This is a genomic window from Paenibacillus lutimineralis, assembly GCF_003991425.1.
Taxonomy (GTDB): Bacteria; Bacillota; Bacilli; order Paenibacillales; family Paenibacillaceae; genus Fontibacillus; species Fontibacillus lutimineralis.
Genome location: NZ_CP034346.1, coordinates 5,757,501 through 5,781,953, shown reverse-complemented (window position 1 = coordinate 5,781,953; position 24,453 = coordinate 5,757,501). Strand labels below are relative to the sequence as shown.

Here is a 24,453-nt window from a genome sequence, read left to right as displayed (position 1 = left end):
TCGTGAAAGTAGTTATTCTTGCGGGTGGATATGGGACTAGAATTAGTGAAGAATCCCATCTTAAACCCAAACCTATGATTGAAATTGGAGGGCGTCCAATTTTATGGCATATCATGAAGCATTATTCTTACTATGGATTTAATGATTTTGTCATTTGCTTGGGATATAAGGGTTTTTACATTAAAGAGTATTTCGCTCACTACTTCTTGCATGAATCAGACGTGACATTTGATTTTCAAAATGATAATCAACTAATTACTCACAACCATACAGCCGAACCTTGGAAAGTTACCTTGGTAAATACCGGTTTAGATACAATGACCGGCGGCAGGGTCAAGAGAGTTCAAAAATATATAGGTGACGAACCTTTTATGCTTACCTATGGTGATGGGGTTTCCGATGTCAATATTTCAGAATTGGTTGAGAATCATAAGCTATATGGGAGACTTGCAACAGTTACAACGGTACAACCTAGCGGGAGATTTGGAGCACTCACTATTTCTGCAAGTAATGAGGTAAAAGGATTTCAGGAAAAACCTAGGGGCGACGGTGCATGGATTAACGCAGGCTTCTTTGTGTTACAGCCAGAAATCCTGAATTACATATCGGATGATACTACTGTTTTTGAAAAGGAACCATTAGAACGATTAGCTAAAGACGGCGAACTAATGAGTTACAAACACGAGGGATTTTGGCAGCCAATGGATACAATGCGGGATAAGAACCTTCTTGAGGAGTTGTGGAAAAATGGGAAGGCCCCTTGGAAGACATGGGGATTAGATAAGGTGACAATCAATGGTGAATAGAGAATTTTGGAGAGATAAGAGAGTATTCTTAACTGGCCACACTGGTTTTAAAGGATCGTGGTTATCGTTGTGGCTTACACAGTTAGGTGCCAAAGTAACAGGATTCTCTCTTTCTCCGTCTACCGAACCTAACTTATTTGAAGTGTGTAATATTGAATCGTGTATAGAAAAAAGTATTATTGGTGACATTAGAAATTTCGAGTTGTTGGAAACATCGATGAGAGAAGCAAAACCTCAAATTGTTATTCACATGGCTGCTCAACCACTTGTTAGTGAGTCATATATTAATCCAGTTGAGACTTATGCGATAAATGTTATGGGGACTGTTAATTTGTTGGAAACCATAAGAAGAGTTAATAGTGAGAATGAAATAAAGGCTGTTGTGAACGTGACAACAGATAAGTGCTATGAAAATAAAGAATGGCTTTGGGGATACCGTGAGAATGAACCATTGGGCGGTTATGATCCTTACTCAAGCAGTAAAGCATGCTCTGAGCTAGTTACGGCTTCTTACAGAAACTCCTTCTTTAATCCGGACAAATATTCAGAGCATGGTGTTGCTATAGCCACTGCAAGAGCAGGCAATGTCATTGGGGGAGGAGACTGGTCCCAGAATAGACTTGTACCTGATATTGTAAGGTCCATAATAGAGAATGATCCTGTAATAGTGAGAAACCCTGACTCTATTAGACCATGGCAACATGTTCTTGAACCTTTAAGCGGTTACTTATTGCTCGCAGAGAAGTTATATCTTTATGGTTGTGATTATGCAGAGGCTTGGAATTTTGGGCCCAATGATGATGATGCTAAAACTGTTCAGTGGATTGTTGAAAGGTTCTGCTCTAAATGGGATGTGAATCAAAATTACCAAATAGAAAGTAATAATTCATTCCATGAAGCGCACTATTTAAAGCTTGACTGCTCAAAAGCAAGGTACAAGTTGCAGTGGGCCCCTAAATGGTCACTGGATCAATCCATTGAAAAGATCATTGAGTGGAACTCTGCGTACATGAATAAAGAAAATATGAGGGAAATTTGTGTGAAACAAATTCTCGAGTATAGCAACGGATTTTAGGGATTGAGATAATGAGAATTCTTGTGACCGGTGGAACGGGATTCGTTGGTAGTCATATTGTCAAAGGACTTCTGGAAGATAATCATGATGTAATTGTATTGAAGAGGAGCTTCTCAAATAACTTTCGAATTAATAGTATTCTTAACAAAGTTGTATCGTATGATATCGATAAAATTTCTATTAACAATGTTTTCGCTAATGAATGTGTAGACGTTGTTATCCATGCTGCTACATCTTATGGTAGTAATGAGCCTTTGAGCGCTCAAATTGAGAGTAATGTTGTTTTCCCTATAAAGTTGTTAGAAAATGCTATTGAGCATAAAATCCAAGCATTTATTAATACGGATACTTTTTTTAATAAACCAGCTCATCAAAAGTATGAATATCTTAGTTCCTATTCAAAAACCAAACGTTACTTCTTGGAATTGTCTGATTTATTTCGTGGTAATGGAGATACGAAATTAATAAATGCTCGTTTAGAGCATGTTTACGGTCCGAATGACAATTCAAATAAATTTGTTACTAATTTAATTACACAGTTACTGAATAACAAGCCATTTCTAGAACTAACTCTTGGAGAGCAGAAGAGGGATTTTATATCAATAGATGATGTGACTTCAGCATATCAACTTATAGTAAGAAACTTACATCTTTTTGCTGAATTCTATAATGAAGTTGAAATAGGAAGAGGATTCAGTGTTTCCCTAAAGCACTTTATTGAGTCAGCTCACTCTTTAACAAACTCTAGAACTAAGCTTTTATTTGGTGCATTACCTTATCGAGAATCAGAAATAATGGATTCATGTGCAAATACATTGAAATTAAAAGAAATGAATTGGAATTGGATTGATGGGATTGATGATGGATTAACAAAAATCATCAACTGTCTCAATGCTGATAAAACGTATCCTTTTAGAGGTGTATATTAGGTATGAATCAAAAGAAGCTTATATCCTTTGTGGTGCCTGTGTTTAACGAAGAAGAAAATGTTTTGCCGATGTATAATGCAATAATTAATTTGATGGATGATTTAAAGAATAAATATGAATATGAGATAGTTATAACTGATAACCATAGTACGGACAAAACTTTTGATATTCTTAAAGAAATCGCTGTCAATGATAAAAGAGTTAAAGTTATAAGATTCTCTCGTAATTTTGGATATCAACGGTCTATATATACTGGTTATATTAATTCAAGCGGGGATGTGGCAGTCCAATTGGATTGCGACCTGCAGGATCCACTTGAGTTAATTCCAAAATTTCTTGAACAGTGGCTAAAAGGATATAAAGTAGTTTATGGTGTAAGGGTTTCAAGAAAAGAGGGGTGGTGGATTAACAATATACGAAAGGTCTTCTACAGACTGATTGATTCATTAAGTGAGGATCATCTTCCGAGAGATGCAGGAGACTTCAGATTAATTGATAAACAGATTATTGAACAACTCAGGCTAATTAATGACTCTGCCCCGTATATTAGAGGTAGTATAGCTAGTATGGGTTTTGAACAAATTGGAATACCTTATAACCGGAATGAAAGAGCTCGTGGAGAAAGTAAATTTTCATATAAAGACTTGTTTCGCCTTGCATTTGACGGTATTTTAAATCATTCAACAGCCCCTTTGAGGCTAGCATCATATACCGGTCTTACAATAAGTATTATTACTTTCCTTGCCTTAATAGTTTACTTTTCCGGCAAGTTACTATTTGGTGCAAATTGGCCGGCTGGGTTTGCAACCACTACTACTCTGATTTTATTATCCTTAAGTTTAAATGCACTTTTCTTAGGGATTATTGGAGAGTATCTGGGCCGCATCTACCTACAAGTTAAGAAGAAGCCAATGACAATTTCTGAGATTGAGTTAAATACTTCAGATTCTCAAATCAAATAAATCTTGGAAGGACATTTTCTATGAAAGCCATCATCCTAGCCGGTGGGACCGGCACACGCCTATATCCTTTAACGAAAGTAACCAATAAGCACCTTCTTCCTGTGGGCAAGTACCCAATGATCTTTCATGCTGTGCATAAGCTAAAGCAAACGGGCCTCACTGATATCCTTATCGTCACTGGTAAAGAGCATATGGGTGATGTTGTAAGCTTATTAGGTAGTGGAAGTGAGATCGGAGTTTCTTTCACTTACAAGGTTCAGGATGAAGCTGGAGGCATTGCCCAAGCTCTTGGATTAGCTGAACAGTTTGCAGGCAATGATCAGATGGTGGTTATCTTGGGAGACAACGTTTTTGCTGATAACATATCGCCTTATGTGGAGCACTTTCAGAATCAGTCCTCTGGGGCTAAAATTCTTATACAGAAGGTCTCTGATCCGTCTCGTTTCGGTGTTCCTGAACTTGAAGGAAATCGGATCATTTCCATTGAAGAGAAGCCAAGGAAACCTAAGTCGAGCTATGCAGTAACTGGTATCTATATGTTTGACCATCAAGTTTTTGAAATAATTCGCAGTCTAAAACCGTCTGCTCGTGGCGAACTGGAAATCACAGACGTAATTAATGCGTATATTGAACGAGGAGAACTCACTTTTGACGTGCTACGAGGCTGGTGGACAGATGCAGGTACACATGCTTCGTTAGCCAGAGCCAATGAATTGGCCAAGGATTTGAACCTTGGCGAAGAGTTTGGCCGACTCAAGCTATAGTTAAGGAGAAGTCTGGTTATGAAACTGACCTCGTTAAAGCTGCGAGATGCAGCATTACTCGAACCGGTGGTACATGGGGATCACCGGGGTTTTTTTATGGAGAGTTATAATAAAGCAGTGATGCAGCAACTAGGAATTAAATATAACTTTATTCAAGATAATCAATCCCTATCTGCTGAGGCTGGAGTTTTACGTGGATTACACTATCAATTAAACCCTAAAGCACAGACGAAGCTAATCCGAGTGCTTACCGGTGCTATTTATGATGTGATCTTGGATGTTCGGAAAAGTTCACCTACATTCGGACAATGGGTAGCTGTCATCCTTAGCGAATCTAACAAACGGCAGTTGTTGATTCCTAAAGGATTCGCTCATGGCTTCTGTACCCTAGTACCAAATACCCAAGTTCTCTATAAAGTGGACGAATACTATTCCCCGGAGAATGATCGTGGCATATTATGGAATGATCCTGCACTTGCCATTGATTGGCCTGTAAGTGAGCCGTTACTCTCGGACAAGGATCGTCGTCATCCGACACTTGCGGAAGCGGAATTGAATTTCGACTAGAACTAGGAGGTCATCATTCATGAAACTGCTCGTCACAGGCGGTGCCGGATTCATCGGCAGCAACTTCGTATTATATATGTTGAAGCAACATCCTGGATATCAAATTATCAATGTAGATGCTCTTACTTATGCTGGTAATTTAGAAAACCTGAAATCGATTGAGAGTAATCCCAATCATACTTTTGTCAAAGCGGACATTACTGATGTCCAAAAGATGAATGAGCTCATCGGTCAAGATGTCGATGCTGTAGTAAACTTCGCTGCGGAGTCTCATGTAGACCGCAGTATTCTGGAGCCGGACGTTTTTGTTAGAACTAACGTTCTGGGTACCCAGGTTCTACTTGATGCTGCCAAAAAGCATAACGTTACAAAATTCGTTCAAGTATCTACGGATGAAGTGTATGGCTCGCTGGGGGAAATAGGGTTATTTACGGAAGATACTCCACTTCAGCCCAACAGCCCATATTCAGCCAGTAAAGCAGGCGGCGATTTGCTGGTTCGTGCATACCATGAGACATTTGGATTGTCTGTAAATATTACACGATGCTCAAATAACTATGGACCGTACCAGTTCCCGGAAAAGCTGATCCCACTTATGATTTCAAAAGCCTTGGCAGATGAGCAGCTCCCAATATACGGAGATGGCCTTAACATTCGTGACTGGCTGTATGTTGAGGATCACTGTAGTGCGATTGATCTTGTGCTTCATAAGGGACGCAATGGTGAAGTTTACAATATCGGTGGAAATAATGAACGAACGAATGTGCATATCGTTACAACAATTTTGGAGCAGCTCGGTAAGTCTAAATCGTTGATTACTTATGTGAAGGACCGGCCTGGTCATGACCGTCGCTATGGTATTGACCCGACGAAGACGATGACGGAGCTCGGCTGGAAGCCGAAGCATTCCTTTGAGACTGGTATTAAGGAGACCATAGCTTGGTACCTGAGAAATAAAGAGTGGTGGACTCGTATTCAATCGGGTGCGTATCAGGAATACTACGTGAAGCAATATGGTGAACGATTAGGTGATCACAAATGAGAATACTGGTAACGGGAGCAAATGGGCAGCTTGGCCAGGATCTGGTGAAAATTCTGGAGCAAGCTAGCCACACTGTTATACCTTACGATCGAGATACTCTAGACATAACAGATCAGGCAGCTAGCTTGGAGGAAGTACAGAATTCCAAACCGGATGCAATTATCCATTGCGCTGCATATACAGCAGTGGATCAGGCTGAAAGCGACATTGATAATGCGTATGCAGTAAATACGGCAGGCACTAGAAATATGGTAGTAGCTGCTGAACACATTGGTGCTAAATTCTGCTATATCAGCACAGATTATGTTTTTGATGGTACAGCTACAGCACCATACCATGAATACGACAATACGAATCCACAAAGCATCTACGGTAAGTCCAAAAGGGCAGGAGAAGAGTTAGTTAAAAGTTTGTCCTCTAAGTACTTTATTGTTAGGACTTCATGGGTTTACGGACTTCATGGTAACAACTTTGTTAAGACGATGTTACGCTTAGGCTCTGAAAGACCTGAGATCAGCGTAGTTCATGATCAGAAGGGTTCTCCAACATATACAGTTGATTTATCACGTTTTTTATTAGAATTAGTAAGTACCGAAAAATATGGCATTTACCATGTCTCCAATTCCGGCGAATGTACCTGGTATGAATTTGCTCAAGCAATCTTTGCAGAGGCTAATTCTCAAGGCGGGTCTTATAATGTTGAGGTGAATCCTTGTACTACGGAAGATTTTCCAAGACCAGCACCTAGACCACGTAATTCAGTGATGGAGCATCTATCCATTCGTACGAATGGGTTTCAGGATATCCGACCATGGCGGGAAGGGCTTCACGCTTTCATAAAGGAATTGCAATCTAGTGACAATGAATAGTTGATCGTTTGGAGTGACTAGAGAAACCGAACTTGTTTTACTATAATAATGATATGAAGAACACTATGGTTTAAATAGTGTTCTTTTTCTTTAATTACTCGTAAATAGAAAAGGAATATTAGCTATGATCCCAACAATCAGTGTACAGATCGTCAGCTTCAATAGTTCGGAGGATATTCTGGAATGCTTGAATGCAGTTATGCAGCAGAGCTATTATATTGAACAAGTTTTGGTCATCGATAATGCTTCATCAGATGATACTGTATCCAAAGTGCGTGACCTGGCGAGACAATTTAGTGAACGAGTTCAAATTATAGAAAATGTCCACAATACAGGATTTGCACCTGCACATAATCAAGGAATTCATCTCACCAATACAGATTATGTACTTGTGCTTAACCCCGATGTTGTTCTCGATAGTACATATGTTGAACGTTTAGTAAGTTATATGGAACGCTATCCCGAGACCGGAAGCGCGACAGGCAGGCTCATGCTGCAAGATCCCCCAGAGATGATAGACAGCACAGGATTGGTGATGAATAAAATTTGGAGAGCCTTTGATCGTGGAGCGGAAGAGCCTGTTCACCAATGGATGGAATCAACTGAGGTTTTTGGTGTATCGGGAGCAGCTGCATTGTATTCGAGAAAAATGATCGAGGACATTTCTATTCATGGCGAATTTTTTGATGCGGATTTTTTTGCCTATAAGGAAGATGTCGATGTTGCATGGAGGGCGGGACAACTTGGCTGGAAGGCTTATTATTGTGCTGAGGCGGTTGGAGTCCATAAACGTGGTTGGAAAAAGGGAGGAAGAGGGTCAAAATCTCTCTTCATACGCAGGCATTCATTTATAAATCGATACAAAATGATGTATAAAAACTTGTCAGGATACCGCTGGCTGAGAAACCTGCCGCAGTTGTTAGCATATGAAGTGGCGGTTCACGGATACATGTTACTGAGAGAACCGAAAGTGCTTGGTGCTTGGATCGGATTTTGGAGGCAATTGCCTGGTTTACGTGAAAAACGGAGGGAGTTCCGTCGGAAGCTCTTTGATAAGAAGGGATACTAGTTATCCTATAGCCTCAGCATTTTTATAGTGGTATTTTTTAAAGAGATCGATACTAACCGATCTCTTATTTATTTCCCTAGACATTACTTAGGAACAGGTGAGGTTAAAATGTTCTTACCTCCCCACCAGCACCTCGCCCACCGAGCTCTTCGTTCTGCTGATCGCTATACACAAAATCAAGCTTAATAGCGAACACAATACGAGGGATATGACTGTCTGCATGAAGACTCCTAATACGCTCAAATAACTGATGACCAGATTGTTTACTATCTTCAAAACAAAGACGTGGATGAGATAGGCACCAAAAGAATATTTTCCGAAGGATCTTAACAAATTGGCGGAGTAACTCCGGTTTGCTGCGATTTTTTCCGCTAATACGAATACTAGCAAGAGTAATAGCAGGATCGTGATCATCATGAGCGGCTTCAGCGGTGCTGTTACGTTCGCGCTAAACAGATAAGGATTATCGGTTACTCCGTTATTGATCCTAACAATTTTTGAGCAGATATCATACATGCAAATTCCCAATAGCAATAAGCTTAACACCCTTACCCAGGTTTTTCGTACGAAGATCTTCCAATGGTCATAGTATAAGCCTACAAATCCACCTAGTATGAAATAAAATACCCAGAACAGAAAATTGCGGTCCAAATAATTAAAAATGAATCCAAGATTAGGGTTATTATTCGTTATCATACCTTTAGAAAGAGCGTACACAAGGAATAGGTTAATCACAAATATGGTTGTAACTACCACTAGGTTAATCATCCATTTTCTATTTTTTGAAATCAGGAGCTTAAAGAACGGAAACAGCAGGTAAAACGGAATAATCATGACCATGAACCACAAATGGTAGGCAGCTTTTCCAGTAAAGGCAAGCTGGATGATATCAAGCAATTGATTTTGTGTGCTTGTTGCTTCCATCCCGCTTAAAAAGCCAACCCAGGCGTAGTAAAAAACAGTCCAGACCAAATAAGGGACAGTGACATGTTTGAATCTTTTAAACAGGAAATCCTTGTAGTTTACTTTAGCATCATAATTATAGAACAGCACAACTCCGGTAATGAACACGAATAATGGAACTGCAAATCGGATCAAACCGAGAAAAGTTGTAGCAACGTTTAATGTCAGAGGGCTGAGACCCGGTTGATAAAATATACCTGCAATAATATGCTGGAAAACAACTGCTAAAAACGCAATGCCTCTTAAAATCTCAATCTCTTCTAATTTTGCTTTTTTCAAACTGATCCTCTCCTGTTGCTTCGGCTAGACCAGACCTACCTTAATTGAAAAACTGTTAATCAGTCAACTTGATAAGGGGAGTCGCTACTCTATGACAATGTGCTATAATGTCGATAGATTACTATATTTGTCAGGAGCGCGTAGTTCATGGATTTGAGTGTGTTGATCGTGAATTTTAATACCTGCCGGCTAACGTTGGATTGTCTGCAGTCGGTGTATGATTCTGAGACGGGTTATTCGTATGAGGTGATTGTGGTAGATAATGCCTCGGCGGATGACTCGGTAGAGAAGATTATGGAGCAGTATCCGCAGGTGCGGATGATTGCGAACGAAGAGAATACGGGCTTTGCTAAGGCTAACAATCAGGCGATGGAAGCTGCCGCTGGCCGTTACATATTATTGCTGAATTCCGATACGATTGTGCAGCCGGATACGCTGCAGACGATGATGGCCTTCATGGATGAGAATCCGAAGGTCGGAGCCTCAGGCTGCAAAGTGATTCTTCCGGACGGCTCCTTAGATAAGGCATGTCGGCGGGGATTTCCGACGCCATCCGCTTCTTTTTACTATGCCTTTGGTTTCTCGAAGCTGTTCCCGGATCGACCGCGGTTTAATCAGTATCAACTCGGTTATCTTGATCCGAATGAGAGCTATAGCATCGATTGTCTGGTCGGAGCCTTCATGCTGGTACGGCGTGAGACACTACAGCAGGTAGGTGGTCTGGACGAGACATTCTTTATGTATGGAGAAGATGTGGACTGGTGTTACAGGATCAAGCAAGCAGGTTGGGACATTTGGTACCATCCAGTCACATACATTGTTCACTATAAGGGAGCGAGCAGCCGACGCAAGCCGTTCAAGATTATATATGAATTTCACCATTCGATGTGGATCTTTCATCGCAAACATTATGTGAGGCAATATTCATGGTTTACGAACACGGCTGTCTTTTGTGGGATTGCTGTCAAATTCACGTTATCATTAGCGAAAAATAAATTAATCCCCCGAGGACGGGGCAAGGATACAAGTCCGGGGACAGGTAGCCGTCCGTCTGCTAACGATTCCAAACTGGAGGTGAGGTCATGATCCGCAAGAATCAGCGCTTTTTAGCACAGCTATATAGCTTGGTCGATTTCTTATGCATCCAGATATCCTTCTTACTTGCTTGGTGGCTGAAGTTCAAGAGCGGATGGATGGATTTTGATGGCGCACTCCCGGTTGAAATCTACGCTTTTTGGAGTCTTGTCTATGGTGCAATTGCGATCGTGACCGGTGTTCTAGTATCGCTTTATACACCTAAGCGTAAAAAACGCTTCTCCGACGAAGTTCTCAAATTGATTCAGGTCCATATGACGAGTCTGTTCGTCCTGCTCAGTATTATGTTCTTTGTGAAGCAGGTCGATATTTCTCGGGATTACTTGGCCCTCTATATAAGTTTTGATCTGTTGCTGATTATGCTTTACCGCTATTTTCTCAAGCAATCCCTTAAGCATTTCCGCAAAAAGGGCTTCAACAAGCAGTTTGTGCTCATTATTGGGGCAGGTTCATTAGGATGCAAGTTTTACGAGAATCTAAGGCAGTATCCAGAGCTCGGGTATGAAGTGATCGGATTCCTGGATGACCATCGTACCTTTACGCCGGAGGAACTTAAACAATACAAACCAGTCCTGGGTGCGGTGGACGAACTGGAGAAGATTTTACGAAAAAAAATGATCGATGAAGTTGTTCTGGCATTGCCGCTATATGCACATCCCAAATATGCCAAGATTATATCGATTTGTGAGAAGGCTGGGGTCAGAGCGCTGATCATTCCTGACTTCTTTGACTTCTTGCCAGCACGGCCTTATTTTGATAACTTTGCTGGCATGCCGATGATTAATGTGCGCGACATTCCACTCGATCTGACCGGAAATCGTCTAGTGAAGCGGATGTTCGATATCGTATTCTCCTCATTCGCCATCATTGTTACATCGCCGATCATGCTGCTAGTCGCTATAGGCATCAAATTAACCTCTAAGGGACCCATTATTTTTAAGCAGGAGCGGGTGGGGTTGAACCGTCGTAAATTCTCCATGTACAAATTCCGTTCGATGAAGGATTTGCCGGAGGGGGTAACGGATACGGGCTGGACGACGGAAAATGACCCAAGACGGACGAAGTTCGGTGCATTTCTGCGTAAGACGAGTCTGGATGAGCTTCCACAGTTTTTTAATGTACTAACTGGCCAGATGAGCGTCGTTGGACCAAGACCGGAGCGACCTTACTTTGTGGAGCAGTTCCGTGAAGAGGTTCCGAAATACATGGTGAAGCACCATGTTCGTCCCGGTATTACCGGGTACGCTCAAGCTAATGGGCTGCGCGGGGACACGTCGATTGAGGATCGGATTGAGCATGACATTTTCTATATAGAAAATTGGTCGATTTTGCTGGATATCAAAATTATATTCAAGACTGTTCTACAAGGATTTGTAAACAAAAACGCTTATTAAATGGATGTAATTGTATTTTTATCCTCATTAAGTTAAGATGTCAGATAAACCCGCAGAACAAGATTAGGATGGAAAATATTAATGAAAAGAAAATGGCTATATTTCATATTATTAATCGTTATACTTCTCGCAATATTCATTGGCTTAATCTTCTTTTTGAACAAGTCAAACGACTCGTCGCAGTACAATGATGGTTTCAGGGCTCACCGTATGATTGCTCATGCGATGGGCGGGATCAGTGGACAGCCGTATACGAACAGCTATGAAGCTTTTATCGCCAATTATGAGAAAGGAATACGCGTATTCGAGGCCGATTTCCTGCTGAGCGCGGATAATGATCTGATTGCCCGTCATGAATGGGGGGAGAGCTTCACCAAATTGATGGGGCAAGAGGATGGACTAAAGCCGGAGCGTTATGGAGCTATATTCTCCACTAAGGAGTTCAAGGACGCGAAGATTATGGGCCGGTATGAGCCGCTGTCTTGGGATGATGTTCTCGATCTAATGGTTGACTATTCCGATATGTACCTCGTAACGGATACGAAGCAGATTAAGCCGGAGGAGATTGACCAAATTTTCTCCAAAATCGTAGATGGCGCCAAGCAGCGTGACCCGGAGATTCTGACGAGAATTGTACCGCAGATCTATAATCATCCCATGTGGGATCAGATCGAAGCGATTTATCCGTTTGAATCGGTGATTTTCACCTTGTATCAGACCCATGAATCCGATGATGAAGTACTGCAGTTTGCCAAAGAAAAGGGATTGGCAGCGATTACGATGTCGGAGGCCCGGGCGAACAAGAACCTGGTCTCGAAGTTGAACAAGCTGGGAATACCTTCTTATGTCCATACCATTAATGATGTGGAGAAGATGCAGAAATTTAAGAATATGGGCGTATATGGCTTCTACACTGATTTTCTGGCCGAGGCTGACGGCGATCTTTCATGGTGGCGTAATTACTTAGGGTTATAAGATAGGATGCCTTTCCAATTGGAGGAAGGGCATCTTTTTGTGTTCGCCTTTTATGCGAACGTTGACAGCTTTTCTATGGTAAACTAGACTAAGAAGTGCGAGAGGAACGGGACGTACAGAACCCGCATTCTTCCAAGGAAATAGCCGGGTTTCTACCCTGAATTTAGACCAGGTTATTTAGCATGAAGACAGTAAGAGGTTGAACACACACTATACGACAGGTGGGGCGAAGATAGGCCCCTTTTTTCATGGAATGAGGCTTAGGATTCGAACAAGTAAAACTGGAGGAATCGGTGTTGAATCAAATCGTACAAGCATGGCGACATGTGTTCAAATTGGATCCGGATCGGCCTATCGATGATCAGACGCTGGAAGCGGTCTGCAGCTCAGGCACGGATGCTATCATGGTGGGTGGCTCCAGTGGTGTGACTTATGATAATACCAACAGCTTGCTAGGGCAAATCCGAAAGTTCCAAATCCCGTGTGTACTTGAGGTATCCGCACTGGAGGCGATTGTGCCGGGCTTCGATCTTTTTCTGATTCCGATGGTGCTTAATAGCAGTGATCCGCAGTGGCTGATCGGGAACCAGGCGCAGGCTGCGGAGATGTATGGTGAGATGATACCTTGGGACACGCTTGTTCCAGAAGGATATATCGTTCTGAATCCCGATTCGACGGTAGCGATGCGAACAGAAGCCAACACCTCATTGACGGATTCCGAAGCAGCTGCATATGCACAAATCGCCGATAGGATGTTCCAACTTCCGATTGTTTATGTGGAGTACAGTGGAACCTTCGGTGATATGGAGCTGGTCTCAGCCGTGGGTCGCAGGTTAGAGCATTCCCGTCTTTTCTACGGCGGGGGGATTGTGGATGGAGAGACGGCTCGTCTGGCCGCATCCGCCTGTGACACGATTGTGGTAGGCAACATTATCTACAGCGATCTGAACAAGGCACTGGAGACCGTAGCCGTTATTAAGAATAGTAGTATCCAGATCTAAAGAAGGACAGTGATAGGCAAGAGGATGCGTTTCCGTGCTTATTTTATAAGTAATTGCACAAATACACTTATTCTCGAATAATCAGCTTGAAATTCGAAAATAACTGCGTTGATGCAACTATTTACTTGTTTTGGGAGTGAACGAAGGGGAATGGAGCAGAACAGTTGTATAACTGCACTTATATTACCCATTCCAGGCATCAAGGGCTTGGATAGTTGCGTATAAGCACTTATTCATCTGTACTTGGTCCTGACAAGTGATCCATAGCGGGAGGACTCAATGGTTCCCCAGCTTAATTGCAAAAAATACAGCTAAAATTGCTCAGATCAGCTCGGGCCTCTTTTTAATTGCAAAATCTACACTTAAAACACCGTTTTTTCGGGATTCCTTGGCAACGAGGAATTTTAACTGTACAAAATACACTTGCAAGAGGAGCATTCGCTAACCTCCGGAAAATAAGTGTACGATTTACAGCTACATGATCGTTATCTATTCAACAAGTGCCTCCAAGGACCCCGGCTGCCTTCATCCGTTTCACCATAGTTCAACTAGATTGAGCTTAAATTTACGCTACAGCTATTAGAAAGGAGCATGATTTATCTATGCAACCTGTTAACATACAAGAGGCGGTAGCCCGCCTGAATCCCGAGCAGCGCAGAGCTGTGGAGACGACGGAGGGACCGCTGCTTATTATGGCTGGTGCAGGTAGTGGTAAGACGCGCGTGCTGACGCACCGCATCGCTTATTTGATAGCGACCCGCAAGGCCGCACCTTGGTCCATTCTGGCGATTACATTTACCAACAAAGCCGCCCGCGAAATGCAGGAGCGTGTATCCCGGCTAGTTGGAGGAACGGATGGGCGCGATATCTGGGTTTCGACCTTCCACTCCATGTGCGTGCGTATATTGCGACGGGACATTGAACGGATCGGTTTTACTTCAAACTTTTCGATCCTGGATTCGACCGATCAGCTCTCCGTCATTCGCAACTGCATGAAGGAGCAGAATCTCGATACGAAGAAATTCGAGCCAAAGGCCGTTCTGGCCATGATCAGCGCGGCGAAGAATGAGCTGGTTACACCGCAGCAGTATGAACAGAAGATCGGTGATTATTTTGAGGGGATTGTTGCCAAGGTCTATGCGATGTATCAAAAAAGATTGCGCAGCAACAATTCGCTAGATTTTGACGATCTGATCATGAAGACGATTCAACTGTTCAAGGAAGCGCCGGAGGTGCTTGATTTCTACCAGAACAAGTTCAAATATATCCATGTCGATGAGTATCAGGATACGAACCGGGCGCAGTACATGCTGTGTCGGATGCTGGCGGACAATCACCACCGCATTTGCGTCGTCGGCGATAGCGATCAGTCGATTTACCGCTGGCGTGGAGCTGACATCAGCAACATCCTCAACTTCGAACAGGATTATCCGGAAGCGAAGACGATTCTGCTGGAGCAGAATTACCGCTCGACTTCGAATATTCTGAATGCGGCCAACGGCGTTATAGCCAACAATGCGGGACGCAAGCCGAAGAAGCTGTGGACGGATAAGGGCGAAGGCGACAAGATCAAGGTGTATCGCGCTGATTCCGAGCATGATGAAGGATATTTTGTTACCTCGGAAATTCAGAAAAATATTAAAGCAGGCAAAGCGTACCAAGATCATGCCATTCTGTACCGTACGAACGCTCAGTCCCGGGTCATAGAGGAAGTGTTGATCAAGTCGGACATCCCGTACCAGATCGTAGGCGGCATTAAGTTCTATGATCGTAAAGAGATTAAAGATATGCTCGCTTACCTGCGTCTCTTGTCCAATCCGGACGATGATATTAGCTTAACAAGGATAATCAACGTACCGAAAAGGGGCATCGGCGATACGACGGTCGCCAAGCTGGCGGCGGCTGCCGCTGAGCGGGGCACATCAATCTACCGGGTACTCGAGACCGTGGATGATCTGGGATTTGCTGGACGGACGCGGAATGCGCTGGTTGAGTTTTTTGATATGATAGAAGGCCTGCATCGGATGCTAGAATATCTGTCTGTTACGGAATTGACGGAGAAGATGCTTGAGCTCACTGAATATCGCGTGGAGCTGCAGACGGAGAATACGATCGAATCGCGTTCACGTCTGGAAAATATCGATGAATTCCTATCCGTAACGATGGAATTTGAGAAGAACAGCGAGGATAAGACGCTGGTGGCGTTCTTGACGGATTTGGCGCTGATCGCGGATATCGATTCGATGAATGATAGCGATGAGGAACGTGCATTGGACGATGCGGTCGTGCTGATGACAATGCACAGTGCCAAGGGTCTGGAGTTCCCGGTTGTATTTATCGTCGGGATGGAGGAAGGGGTATTCCCGCATAGCCGAGCGTTCCAGGATGATATGGAGCTGGAGGAGGAACGTCGTCTTGCCTATGTAGGCATTACGCGGGCCGAACAGAAGCTGTTCCTCTCCTGCGCTCAGATGCGTACCCTGTACGGGCGGACGACTTCAAATCCGCCGTCGCGCTTCTTGGGCGAGATTCCGGAGGAACTGAAGGAAGACACCGTCGTCGCTCGCGACCGATACCGCCGTGGGGCAGGTATCGGGGGCGCCTATAGCGGCCGCGGCTCAAGCGGCAGCGGCGGCAGCAACTTCGGCCATCGTGGGGCCGAAGGAAGAAGCGCTGCGACGCCTAGCGGCCGCAGCGGAGTGACCGTCAGCGTGCCAGGGGCCGCTGGCGGAACGCGCCCTGCACCGGGCGGAGCCGGTGCGGCGGGCGCTGCCGCGGGGGCGGCTGGCGCAGCCCCCGGCGGCTACAGTGCCGGTGACAAGGTGTCGCACGGCAAATGGGGCATCGGCACCGTCGTGTCGATCAAGGGCTCCGGTAATGACACGGAGCTGCAGATCGCCTTTCCGGCGCCGGTCGGCGTGAAGCGCCTGCTCGCCAGCTTCGCTCCAATCACTAAGGTGATCGAGTAAGCAAGCTCGCCAGGCGCCACGCGATGGACACCGCGCCCCAAGCCTGGCCAGCGCGCAGTTCCTACAATGCAGTGAGGCACTGCATAGCATATACGTTCCACACAAGCATCATTTCATATTAATATATGTAATAGAATCATATATTCCCTTTCAATCGAGATCATGAACCCAGGCGGCGAATGGTCTCGATTGATCTAGTATGGGGAATAGCGGTTTTGTGTAGAATGCTATATAAGAGATTGATTTGAATGTATATGATAATCCATGTGAATTGATATATAAACGATGTATATCTTTACATATACTTTTTATGCGCGTTGTAACAATCAAAAGAAATACTCACTTTCTTGTGTACTGCCGGATCACGGAATCGGGTGTCTCTGTAGCGCACACAAACGCACAAAGTGTCCACCTAAAAGTGGACACTAGGGATATATTTACGAATCAGATTTTTAATCAATATATAGATAATAATCTGCTATTAAGTACTATATGTACAGTTTGTGTGCTATGAGCAAACATATCTTTTCTCAAGAGTAGTGTCCGCGTTCTAAAGGACATTTCTCATAAATGTTCTCGTGAAGAGGACTCCGTTATGCCGTTATCCGGTATGTTGGGTGTAATATTACTTGCGAACTATTTATAAGGCGGAGCAAAGCCGCTAGAATTAAGCGTGATAACCGTTGTTATCTAAATAAGGTTAATCTTAATTTTATATATATTAAGGAGGGTTGTCCCTGCATGGACGCTAGGCAAAGAATGGAACAGCTCGTGGAGCAATTGAATCACTATAGTTATCACTATTACACGTTGGATGAGCCGTTGATCAGTGACAAGGAGTACGACGTACTCTATGATGAGTTGACTGCACTTGAGGTGGAGACGGGAGTAACCTTGCTGGATTCCCCGACGATCCGCGTTGGCGGCGAATTGCTCGAGGGCTTCAAGCCACATCGTCATCTGGCATCGCTATGGAGCTTGGATAAGGCGCAGAACGAAGAACAGCTTCTGAACTGGAATGCTCGGGCGCTTCGGTTAATTGCTGACTACAACACGAAGAACCCGAATAATCCGCTCCCTGACCCAACCTATGTCGTTGAGCTGAAGTTCGATGGACTGACCCTTAATCTGACCTATAGTGACGGTAAGCTGGTACAGGCGTCCACGCGGGGCAACGGCGTTGTCGGTGAAGGCATCCTGGCGCAGGTGAAGACGATCAAGTCGGTGCCGCTGACGATTCCGTATCATGAAGGGACAATCGAAGTACAGGGCGAAGGCATTATGAATCTGTCTGTACTGAACAAATACAATGAGACAGCAGCTGAGCCGTTGAAAAATGCCCGTAATGCAGCAGCAGGTGCCTTGCGTAACCTGAACCCGAAGACGACCGCTCAGCGCAAATTGAGCGCGTTCTTCTATAATGTCGGATATTCGGACAATATTCGATTTATGGATCATCGTGAAATGATGGCTTTTCTCAAGGAAAATCGTTTCAAGGTGAATCCTTACGTCACCTACCATACGGATTTTGCTCAGGTAATGGAGGAACTGCATCAAATCGTAGAGCAGCGGTCGACACTGGATTATCTTATCGACGGAGCGGTCATCAAGATTACCGATATGCGTACACGAGAAGTGCTCGGATATACAGATAAATTTCCACGTTGGGCGGTGGCCTTCAAGTTTGAGGCGGAGGAGACGACCACGATTCTTGAATCGGTTAGTTGGAATGTAGGCCGGACCGGTAAGGTGACTCCAATCGCTAAGGTGGAGCCGGTGGAGTTAGCCGGGGTTACTGTGCAGAACTGCACATTGAATAATGTCGGCGATATCGAGCGTAAGAATTTGAAATTCGCGCTAGGTACCCGGGTATTTATCCGCCGTTCCAATGACGTGATCCCGGAAATCCTCGGTAAAGTGACGGAAGAGCAGGATGGCGGGGAGATTCTATTCCCTACCGAGTGTCCAGCCTGCGGCTCTTTGTTAGAGCAGCGCGGCGCCCATCTGTTCTGTAACAACCGGCTGGATTGCAAACCGCAAATTGTAAGCCGGATTACGCATTTTGCCTCGCGTGATGCGATGGACATCGAGACCTTTAGTGAGAAGACAGCCGAGCAGTTGTATGAAGAGGTGCATATTCATGGGCCAGCCGATCTTTATACATTATCTTTTGAGGACCTGATCAAGCTAGAGCGATTCGGCGAGAAGAAAGCGAACAACCTGCTCGGGGCTATTGAGCAGAGTAAAGGACGTGACCTTTCTGCCTTCTTGTTTGCACTGGGGATTCCGAATACCGGCAAATCGACCACCAAGGTGCTGGCCGATCATTTCCGCAGTCTACAAGCGGTGATGAGTGCTACGGTTGAAGAATTAACGGCTTTGCCGGATATTGGTGGCATTGTAGCAGAGAGCATCGTTTCCTACTTTGCGGATCCGCTCAACCGGGATGGCATTGATAGAATGCTGGAGCTTGGTGTTAAGGCGACACCTCCTGAAGAGCAGGCAGCTCCGCCAGTGGATTCTTTCTTTAACGATAAGACCGTGGTTCTTACAGGCACGCTGCATAAGCTGACCCGGGACGAAGCAGGCGCTCGTCTGGAGGCGCTCGGTGCGAAAGTCACTGGCAGCGTATCGAAGAAGACCGATATTGTCGTAGCTGGCGAGAAGGCTGGCAGCAAGCTAGCCAAAGCCCAGGCACTTGGAATTATGGTCATCGAGGATGAAGATGAGTTCATCCGTCTATTAGAAGGAGGAGCGAGCTCCTAAGCGAAGGAATAGCTTTGAAGCAAAACTTCAGGTTTTAAGCTAATCACATTAAATCGAAACATGAATGTATCCCTGGGCAGCTACTTCCGTACTGGGAAGAAGCTGCTTGGGGATCTTTTTATTCAGCTCTACCTGACGATCTGCAGACAATAAACAGCATGATTCCCCATATAATTACAACATCGAATCTCCCCGCTTCCTGATTATGGTAGATTAATCGGATATCCTATGTAATAATATTTGGGAACACAAACACCCAATATATAACTATACTGGGATTTGTGTTGCTGCTATGTTCGTAGGATTCATATCATAGGGAGGTAATGATGAGAAACAAATGGATTCAAAAGATTGTACTTCTGGCGATGGTAGGATTGTTATTGGCAGGCTGTACTAGCGGTCCAGGTAAGAATGATGTAAAAACACCAACGACGGTGAAAGTCATGTATTACAGCGAGGACTCTTTCAATCAGACCTACGGTGATTTATTCTCCATACAAAATGAGAACATCGAAATTGAGCTGGTAAATACACAGAAAATGTACAACGATGGTCCGATTGAAGACTATGAGAAGGCGTTGCAGGACTTTATTGATCAGGAGCAACCTGATGTCTTGATGCTGGATACGAGTACATACAGCAAGATGGCTTCAGAAGGCAAGTTGACGGAGCTTGACCCGCTTATTGAGCGCGATAAATATAATATCGATACGATCTATCCTGCATTGATTGATATTTTAAAGGATAAAGCCGGAGGGAAGCTGTATGGTTTAGTGCCTACCTTTTATAGAAACGTAATTTTTTATAATGCAGATCTGTTCGCTGAACATGGAATTGAACCGCCGCATGATGGCATGACTTGGCAGGATATTATCGATACGGCAAGGCGGTTTCCGACAGAGGGCGATGCAGATACTAGGGTATATGGGTATGGCAGAGATGGTTACGGCAGTATGACTCTAGATAACTTGGTATCGAGCATTGCATCCCCTTTAGGATTGAAGGTAGTTAATCCAGAAACCTTGAAGGTTACCGTTAATACAGATGCCTGGAAGCAAGCATTCAAGCTCGCCCAGGATGCGCTGGCTTCGGATGCTATCTATAACCCCAAGGAGGACTCTTTCGGAGGGGGCTCCATGGAGGAATACTATAAGAGTCAGTTATTCCTGACAGGACGTATGGCAATGACCATCAATAGTGCCTATTATCTACGTGATTTGAAGGAGATCAAGAACAGATTACCAGATTATAAGCCGTTCCAGGTAGGAATTGTCGCGGGCCCGGTTGATCCTGCTAATCCGGAGATCTCTCGAGACGTATACCTGAGCAATATATTTGCTATTCGTGCGAATTCTCCGAATGCTGACGCAGCCTGGGAATTGATCAAATTCATTAATGGTGAGCAGTACGCCAAGATCAAGTCAAGGTCGATGAATGATGGATTGCTGTCGCGTATGGGAATGACGAAGGAATACGGCGGTATCAATTTGGATGCTTTTTACAAACTAAAACCTCAAATTGATGATAGTGCCAATTCCGTTGAGGACAAGATTCCAGCCGAGTTTTATGGTCAATATTACTCCATTTACTCTCGTGAGATTGGATTGGTAGAGAGTAAGGAGAAATCAGTTGATGAGGCGCTTAAGACGATTGAGGAGGAAGCACAAGTTGCGCTTGATCAAGCTCTAAAGGACAAAGCAGCAAAGGACTCATCGAAAGCCGGGACAGCAACACCGCCGCCAGATAACGAAGAACAGCTGGAAACGGAAGGTGACGCTACTATTTCCGTAGAATCTAGCGAAAGTAATTAACCTTGGAGTTTAATTTGGGAGGAATATGCCAATAGCGTAACTTTTTAACTGGTTAATTCGTTAAGCCTTATAGTTAAATTAAAAAAAGTTAATCTAGGAGGCTATTATGTGGGGGAAAATAGGGCATAAGATTACACTGCTTGCTATTAGCTGCATGCTCGTTGCAGGTTGTACGAGTGGAGCAGGCAAGAAAGAAGAACAGGCAAAGTCAACCTTGAAAGTGGTTTATTGGGATGAGAGCTACTTCTATCAACAATATGGCGATTTGTTTACTATGAAGAATGGTGAGAACATAGAGTTCGAAGTTGTCACTACGCAGGGCCTGTACAACCAAGGGGAAGGCAAGTCCTATGAGGAGGCCTTTGATGAATTCATTGAAAAAGAGAAGCCAGATGTTCTAATGCTAGATAACAGTAATTTAGAGAAGTATATTGGCGATGGCAAGCTTGTAGAGCTGGACACGTATATCGAGAAGGACAAATATAATCTTGAAGGTATTTATCCTGGTTTGATCGATATGTTGAAGGAGATTGGCGGCAGTAAATTATACGGTCTATCCCCATCCTTTCACGGAAATGCTGTACTCTACAATAAGGATCTATTCAACAAGTATGGAGTAGATTTGCCGCATGACGGAATGTCTTGGCAGGATATTCTCGATCTGGCCCGCCGCTTCCCGACTGATGGGGATGAGAAGACTCGCGTATACGGGTATGGCGATAATTATCCTGTTCAGCTGGAGACTCTAGTAAGTAATATCTCTAGCGCGGAAGGCCTGGTGGATGTCAATCCGGACACGATGAAGGTAACGGTAGACACAGATTCATGGAAGAGAGTGTATCAACTGGCCATCGATGCCGACAAATCCGGGGTTGTCTACAATCCAGAAGGGGATGGTGGCTTTACTGGCGGTACGATGGAAGAGTACTATCAAAGCCAACCATTCCTGATGGGGCGAGTTGCGCTGACTGTCGGTAATCCTTACATGATTCGCAATCTTAAGGAAGCGAAGGACATGATCAAGGACTATAAGCCGTTTGAATTGGGTATCGTCGCTGGTCCGGTTGATCCGGCAGATCCTACCTCAACTTATAATACGAGTATGGGTGAAATTTTTGCTATCAACGCGGATTCGCCTAATAAAGATGCGGCCTGGGAGTTCATTAAGTTCGTTAACGGTGAGGATTATGCCCGTGTTAAGTCCAGATCCGACAATATGATGTCCAGAATGGGCTTCAATAAAGATTACGAAGGTCAAAGTCTGGATCCATTCTATGCGTTGAAACCGAAAGTTAGCAAGAGCTATCGAAGCTGGGATAAGCTTCCTGATAACTTCTACAGTGATTACAATACGATCAAGTCGAAAGAGATAGATTTAGTTAAAACTAACAAGAAAACCTTGGATGAAGCTCTTAAAACGATTCAAGCGGAAGCTCAGGTGGCACTCGACAAAGGGCTGAAGGACAAGGAAGCGAATAAAGGCAAAGAGAGTTCCAGTACTAACAGTGCTAGTGGGGACTCGGACGTTGCTACAGAAGAGAGTACTTCGGGAGAGTAGGCAGAGGCAGCTGAGATCCAACGATAAACTTATTTTTTTGAAGTACTGATATAAGGCATCCTTTGTTCTTCTGGTGTGAAGTGGTAAATTGCACTTTATTACATAGAGAGCCAGGGATGTCTTTTCTAATTTATGGATTGCAGAAAATCTTTGTAATTGCAGTAAATTATGTAACCTTACATCCAATGAATACGTATTAACAATGTCTGGATTAAAAAATTTCATGAATCATAGGAGGAAAAGATGCGGGGGAAAACGTGGCAAAAGATAGCCTTGCTCGCTGTGAGCTGTATGCTTGTAGCTGGCTGTACGAGCGGGCCAGGTAAGAAGACGGAAGATACCAAATCGACTTTGAAAGTGCTCTTTAATGACGAGAGCTGGTTCTATCAACAATATGGCGACCTGTTCACCATGAAGAATGGAGAGAACATCGAGTTCGAAGTCGTCTCTACACAAGGCTTGTACAACAATTCGGAAGGCAAGACTTACGAGGAGGCCTTCGATGAGCTAGTTGATAAGGAGAAGCCAGACGTACTGATGCTGGGCACCAGCAATTTTGAGAAGTATGTTGGTGATGGCAAGCTTGTAGAGCTGGACCCTTACATTGAGAAAGAAAAATACAACCTTGAGGGGATTTATCCTGGTTTGATCGATATGTTGAAGGAGATGGGCGGAAATAAGTTATACGGCCTCTCGCCATCTTTTTATGGAAATGCAGTGTTCTATAATAAGGATCTGTTCAACAAGTATGGGGTAGATTTGCCGCATGATGGAATGTCCTGGCAGGATATTATTGACCTGGCTCGCCGTTTCCCAACGGAGGGTGATGAGAAGACTCGTGTATACGGGTATGGTGATAACTACCCTACCTCGATGGATAGTCTGATTAGCATGATCTCGAGTTCAGAAGGTCTGACGTATGTGAAACCGGATACGATGAAGGTAACGGTAGATACAGATTCGTGGAAAAGAGTATTCCAGTTGGCCATTGATGCCGAGAAATCCGGAGTCGTCTATAATCCAGATGGTGATGGCTTTTCGGGCGGATCGATGGAAGAGTACTATCAAAGCCAGCCATTCCTGATGGGGCGAGCTGCGATGACGGTAGGTTATCCTTATATGCTTCAGAATATGAAGGACGCTAAGGAAAGATTGAAGGATTATAAGCCGTTTGAAATTGGCATTGTCTCCGGACCGGTCGATCCTTCGGATCCTACATCAACTTATAACGCTAATTTGAGTGAGATTTTCGCTATTAATGCGACTTCTCCTAATAAAGATGCAGCTTGGGAGTTCATTAAGTTCATTAATGGCGAAGATTATGCCCGTGTTAAATCAAGATCCGGCGGTGATCTAATGACCCGGATGGGCTTTAAGAAGGATTTCGAAGGTCAAAGCCTTGATCCGTTCTATGCATTGAAGCCTAAGGCGAGCAAGATCTATGACAATATGGAGAAGCTTCCTGATACTTTCTACGGCGAGTACAATACAATCTTGACCAGAGAACTTGGCTTGGTTAAGGATAATAAGAAGACCCTGGACGAAGCGCTTAAGACCAT

Annotated in this window: 19 protein-coding genes (1 of these 19 cut by a window edge); 18 read left to right on the top strand and 1 reads right to left on the bottom strand. The window is 44.1% G+C overall.

The annotated features are described in order from the left end of the window. Positions 1 to 2: 2 nt before the first annotated feature. The 9 genes from rfbF (at position 3) to EI981_RS25780 (ending at position 8,083) form a co-directional block, all read left to right on the top strand. Complete coding sequence (gene rfbF, locus EI981_RS25820) at positions 3 to 806, top strand: glucose-1-phosphate cytidylyltransferase (protein WP_127003114.1); 804 nt, start codon at positions 3 to 5, stop codon at positions 804 to 806. Next, positions 796 to 1,881 carry a CDP-glucose 4,6-dehydratase gene (gene rfbG, locus EI981_RS25815; RefSeq protein WP_127003112.1) on the top strand — a complete coding sequence of 362 codons (1,086 nt, stop codon included), beginning with the start codon at positions 796 to 798 and terminating at the stop codon, positions 1,879 to 1,881. Before rfbF ends, rfbG begins: the two co-directional genes overlap by 11 nt. Before the next feature lie 11 nt (positions 1,882 to 1,892). Further along, on the top strand, positions 1,893 to 2,810 hold the full coding sequence (locus EI981_RS25810; protein ID WP_127003110.1) for an NAD-dependent epimerase/dehydratase family protein: 918 nt from the start codon (positions 1,893 to 1,895) through the stop codon (positions 2,808 to 2,810). Positions 2,811 to 2,812: 2 nt separating this feature from the next. Beyond that, positions 2,813 to 3,772 carry a glycosyltransferase family 2 protein gene (locus EI981_RS25805; RefSeq protein ID WP_127003108.1) on the top strand — a complete coding sequence of 320 codons (960 nt, stop codon included), beginning with the start codon at positions 2,813 to 2,815 and terminating at the stop codon, positions 3,770 to 3,772. Positions 3,773 to 3,792: 20 nt separating this feature from the next. Continuing rightward, positions 3,793 to 4,536, top strand: coding sequence for a sugar phosphate nucleotidyltransferase (locus EI981_RS25800; protein ID WP_127003106.1), 744 nt, complete (start codon positions 3,793 to 3,795; stop codon positions 4,534 to 4,536). Positions 4,537 to 4,554: 18 nt separating this feature from the next. Further along, positions 4,555 to 5,103 (top strand): dTDP-4-dehydrorhamnose 3,5-epimerase, encoded by a 549-nt coding sequence (gene rfbC / locus EI981_RS25795; protein WP_127003104.1) that lies wholly within the window; start codon positions 4,555 to 4,557, stop codon positions 5,101 to 5,103. Positions 5,104 to 5,122: 19 nt separating this feature from the next. After that, on the top strand, positions 5,123 to 6,145 hold the full coding sequence (gene rfbB / locus EI981_RS25790) for a dTDP-glucose 4,6-dehydratase (protein ID WP_127003101.1): 1,023 nt from the start codon (positions 5,123 to 5,125) through the stop codon (positions 6,143 to 6,145). Beyond that, entirely contained in the window at positions 6,142 to 7,014 is an 873-nt protein-coding gene (gene rfbD / locus EI981_RS25785) for a dTDP-4-dehydrorhamnose reductase (RefSeq protein WP_127003099.1), read from the top strand. The genes rfbB and rfbD overlap by 4 nt, the downstream gene beginning before the upstream one ends. A 124-nt stretch (positions 7,015 to 7,138) precedes the next feature. After that, positions 7,139 to 8,083, top strand: a complete 945-nt coding sequence (locus tag EI981_RS25780; protein WP_127003097.1) for a glycosyltransferase family 2 protein — start codon at positions 7,139 to 7,141, stop codon at positions 8,081 to 8,083. 114 nt (positions 8,084 to 8,197) lie between these two features. Here EI981_RS25780 and EI981_RS25775 read toward each other — a convergent pair whose 3' ends face one another. Continuing rightward, on the bottom strand, positions 8,198 to 9,325 hold the full coding sequence (locus EI981_RS25775; RefSeq protein ID WP_127003095.1) for an acyltransferase: 1,128 nt from the start codon (positions 9,323 to 9,325) through the stop codon (positions 8,198 to 8,200). Positions 9,326 to 9,472: 147 nt separating this feature from the next. Here EI981_RS25775 and EI981_RS25770 point away from each other — a divergent pair, with 147 nt between their 5' ends. The 9 genes from EI981_RS25770 to EI981_RS25730 all read left to right on the top strand — a co-directional run. Next, positions 9,473 to 10,411, top strand: a complete 939-nt coding sequence (locus EI981_RS25770; protein WP_127003093.1) for a glycosyltransferase family 2 protein — start codon at positions 9,473 to 9,475, stop codon at positions 10,409 to 10,411. Further along, complete coding sequence (locus EI981_RS25765; protein ID WP_127003091.1) at positions 10,408 to 11,814, top strand: undecaprenyl-phosphate glucose phosphotransferase; 1,407 nt, start codon at positions 10,408 to 10,410, stop codon at positions 11,812 to 11,814. Before EI981_RS25770 ends, EI981_RS25765 begins: the two co-directional genes overlap by 4 nt. An 81-nt stretch (positions 11,815 to 11,895) precedes the next feature. Beyond that, entirely contained in the window at positions 11,896 to 12,789 is an 894-nt protein-coding gene (locus EI981_RS25760) for a phosphatidylinositol-specific phospholipase C/glycerophosphodiester phosphodiesterase family protein (RefSeq protein WP_127003089.1), read from the top strand. 296 nt (positions 12,790 to 13,085) lie between these two features. Further along, on the top strand, positions 13,086 to 13,790 hold the full coding sequence (gene pcrB / locus EI981_RS25755; protein ID WP_127003087.1) for a heptaprenylglyceryl phosphate synthase: 705 nt from the start codon (positions 13,086 to 13,088) through the stop codon (positions 13,788 to 13,790). A 602-nt stretch (positions 13,791 to 14,392) separates the two neighbouring features. Then, positions 14,393 to 16,759, top strand: coding sequence for a DNA helicase PcrA (gene pcrA, locus EI981_RS25750; RefSeq protein ID WP_127003085.1), 2,367 nt, complete (start codon positions 14,393 to 14,395; stop codon positions 16,757 to 16,759). Between the two features lie 741 nt (positions 16,760 to 17,500). Then, positions 17,501 to 19,525, top strand: a complete 2,025-nt coding sequence (gene ligA / locus EI981_RS25745; RefSeq protein WP_127003083.1) for an NAD-dependent DNA ligase LigA — start codon at positions 17,501 to 17,503, stop codon at positions 19,523 to 19,525. Positions 19,526 to 19,851: 326 nt separating this feature from the next. Then, on the top strand, positions 19,852 to 21,336 hold the full coding sequence (locus tag EI981_RS25740; RefSeq protein ID WP_127003081.1) for an ABC transporter substrate-binding protein: 1,485 nt from the start codon (positions 19,852 to 19,854) through the stop codon (positions 21,334 to 21,336). A gap of 106 nt (positions 21,337 to 21,442) precedes the next feature. Then, a complete protein-coding gene (locus EI981_RS25735) occupies positions 21,443 to 22,894 on the top strand; it encodes an ABC transporter substrate-binding protein (protein ID WP_127003079.1) in 1,452 nt (483 codons plus the stop codon). A gap of 243 nt (positions 22,895 to 23,137) precedes the next feature. Further along, positions 23,138 to 24,453: the 5' portion of an extracellular solute-binding protein gene (locus EI981_RS25730; RefSeq protein ID WP_127003077.1), read on the top strand. Its footprint extends 124 nt past the window's final position; the window shows 1,316 of its 1,440 coding nt (coding positions 1-1,316); the start codon lies at positions 23,138 to 23,140; its stop codon lies beyond the right edge, outside the window.